This is a genomic window from Devosia sp., from assembly GCF_030689745.1.
In the GTDB taxonomy this organism is placed as follows: Bacteria; Pseudomonadota; Alphaproteobacteria; order Rhizobiales; family Devosiaceae; genus Devosia; species Devosia alba.
Genome location: NZ_JAUYGL010000016.1, coordinates 1 through 2687, shown reverse-complemented (window position 1 = coordinate 2687; position 2687 = coordinate 1). Strand labels below are relative to the sequence as shown.

The 2687-nt window shown below is 62.4% G+C and carries 3 protein-coding genes; 2 read left to right on the top strand and 1 reads right to left on the bottom strand.

Features of this window, described 5'->3' with window-relative positions; all coding sequences use genetic code 11:
* The first annotated feature begins 158 nt into the window (after positions 1 to 158).
* On the top strand, positions 159 to 1358 hold the full coding sequence (locus Q8O80_RS01445) for an IS256 family transposase (protein WP_305576169.1): 1200 nt from the start codon (positions 159 to 161) through the stop codon (positions 1356 to 1358).
* Positions 1359 to 1442: 84 nt separating this feature from the next.
* On the opposite strand, the gene Q8O80_RS01440 is transcribed toward Q8O80_RS01445, so the two are convergent.
* Positions 1443 to 2153, bottom strand: a complete 711-nt coding sequence (locus Q8O80_RS01440; RefSeq protein WP_305576167.1) for a L,D-transpeptidase — start codon at positions 2151 to 2153, stop codon at positions 1443 to 1445.
* A gap of 338 nt (positions 2154 to 2491) precedes the next feature.
* On the opposite strand from Q8O80_RS01440, the gene Q8O80_RS01435 reads away from it, so the two are divergent.
* Positions 2492 to 2687, top strand: a 196-nt coding sequence (locus Q8O80_RS01435; RefSeq protein WP_305576164.1) for a twin-arginine translocation signal domain-containing protein, incomplete at its 3' end; no start/stop codon positions are given.

The following is a 2687-nucleotide window of genomic DNA, read 5'->3' as shown; positions in this document are numbered from 1 at the left end:
GGTCACGTCCCTGATGATGGTGTAGCTCAGCGGTAGCGAAGCCGCTCGTGAGCGCGCCTTTGATAGCGCTGTAGCGAGCGGGCGGCTTCGCGGTGGTCATCGACGATTCGCCGTTAGGGTCGGGTTGTGAACACCAACCTGATTCGAGGGAACCATCGATGACCAACGAGACCATGAACCTGCGCACGCTGATAGAGAAGACCCCCGACGCCGATCTGTTGCGCGAGATGATCGGCTTTGCCGCCGAGCGGCTGATGGAGCTGGAGGTCGGCGCTCTCACCGGCGCGGCCTATGGCGAGAAGAGCGCCGCGCGGCTGGTGCAGCGCAACGGCTATCGCGACCGCGACTGGGAGACCCGCGCCGGCAGGGTCGATCTGCGCATCCCGAAGCTGAGGAAGGGCAGCTACTTTCCCTTCTTCCTGGAGCCCCGCCGGCTGGCCGAGAAGGCGCTCACCGCGGTGATCCAGGAGGCCTACATCCAGGGCATCTCCACCCGCTCGGTCGACGATTTGGTCAAGGCCATGGGCATGAGCGGCATCTCCAAGAGCCAGGTCTCGCGCCTGTGCGAAGAGATCGACACCCGCGTGAAGGCCTTCCTGGAGCGGCCGATCGAGGGCGACTGGCCCTATCTGTGGATCGACGCCACTTACGTGAAGGTGCGCCAGGCCGGGCGCATCGTTTCGGTCGCCGTGATCGTCGCGGTCGGCGTCAACGGCGATGGACGGCGCGAGGTTCTCGGCCTGGATATCGGCCCGTCGGAGGCCGAGCCCTTCTGGACGGCGTTCCTCAGGAAGCTCGCCCGGCGGGGCTTGCGCGGCGTGAAGCTGGTCATCTCCGACGCGCACGAAGGCATCAAGGCCGCCGTCGCCAAAGTGCTCTGCGCCACCTGGCAGCGCTGCCGCGTGCACTTCATGAGGAACGTGCTGGCGCATGCCGGCCGACAGGGCCGGCGCGTCGTCTCCGCCTTCATCGCCACCGCCTTTGCCCAGAACGATGCTGACAAGGCCAAGGCGCAATGGCGTCTCGTCGCCGACCAGATACGCCCCAAGGTGCCCAAGCTCGCCACCCTCATGGACGAGGCGGAGACCGACGTGCTCGCCTACATGACCTTCCCGGCGCAGCACCGGGCCAAGCTGCACTCGACCAATCCGCTGGAGCGGCTGATCGGCGAAATCAAGCGTCGCACCGAGGTGGTCGGCATCTTCCCCAACGAGGAAGCGATCACCCGCCTGGTCGGTGCCATCCTGCTCGAACAGAATGACGAGTGGGCGGTGCAGCGGGCGCGATACATGACACTGGAAACCATCGCCCCCTTGAGCGATGATCCCCTCGTCAGCCTTCCGGCTCTCGCCAGCTGACCAGCCCGGCCCCGGCCGGCGATCATGGCGACCAGCCGCCAGTTACACCACGCCGAGGGACATGATCAACTCGATCCTTGCCGATCAGTGCTCGACATAAACGGGCGCGCCGATATGAACGCGCTCATACAGTTCGATGACATGCTCGTTCTGCATGCGGAAGCAGCCACTCGAAACCGCCTGTCCGATTGAATTCGGCGCATTGGTGCCGTGGATACGATAGGCAGTCCAGGCGAGATAGATCGCCCGCACCCCGAGCGGATTTTCCGGTCCTGGGGCAACATAGGTCGGCAGGCGCGGATTCTTGCGGCGCATCGATAGCGTCGGCCGCCAGCTGGGGTCCTCGCGCATGGAGCTGACATAGCTCGTTCCGTACCATTGATTTTCGGGGCTTCCGACAGCTATCGGATAACGGACCGCTTGCTTATTGGAGATCGTATAGTAAAGCCGCCTTTCCGAGGTCTTGATAACGATCGCACCCTGCCCATAAGGGTTGTCGAAGTCGACGACCTCACGCGCCGCATTTCCTTGTGCGAGCGAAGGCGGTGCCCCCACCGGCCCGGCCAGCACAGCGAAAACCAGCGCAGCGAGAAGCCGGCTACCGAACCGACCGCATGCACCCCCCATTTCTCCCCCTTTGCACTCCCGCCCGCGCCATGCCCGCGCGGCCGCGATACTCCATTTCCAAAAAAGGCACCAAATCGTGCGCGAAATCAAGCGCGAAGCTGATTGACCACCTGGGGTACGCTCCGTCGGCAAAAACCTGCCTTCGGGACAGAAGAGAATACCGATCATTCGCTGGACAATGGAAAAACATATTTTCCTTTTCCGCGAAATGTTGCATGAAAATATGCGTAGTGCGCTCAGAATTCGCCTTTTTCAGGCGCATTCAGGCGCATAAAGCGCGAGTGGCGATGCATTGGGCTTGCGCGCAAAGCGGAGATTGGCCACAGTTCCTGGATCAAAGGGGGACGGCGTCGGCACATCACGATCCTCTGGTCGCAATGTCACGGTTTGAAATGACCTTTCGGCTGTGACGCCTCACCGACCGTCCTTTGGAGGGAGTTCCGCAACGATCGTCACGATCGCAGTTTTCTTGGATTGGCCAAACCGAGTTAGGGAGGACTACAGACATGGCTAAAGCCGATCAATCAAACGTAACACGCCGTAAATTCCTGAAAGGCGGCGCCATTGCCGCCGGCGCTGCCGCCGGCACTTTGGCCGCTCCCGCCGTCGTCACGGCGCAGGCCCCTGTCGTCGTCAAGATGCAGACGTCCTGGCCGGCTTCAGATATCTGGATGGATTTTGCGCAGCAGTATGTCGAGCGTG

What these genes read in the sequence shown, in the direction of transcription:
- Q8O80_RS01445 (WP_305576169.1), top strand. Translation starts at nt 159, where the DNA reads ATGACCAACGAGACCATGAACCTGCGCACGCTGATAGAGAAGACCCCC.
- Q8O80_RS01440 (WP_305576167.1), bottom strand. Translation starts at nt 2,153, where the DNA reads ATGATCGGTATTCTCTTCTGTCCCGAAGGCAGGTTTTTGCCGACGGAG.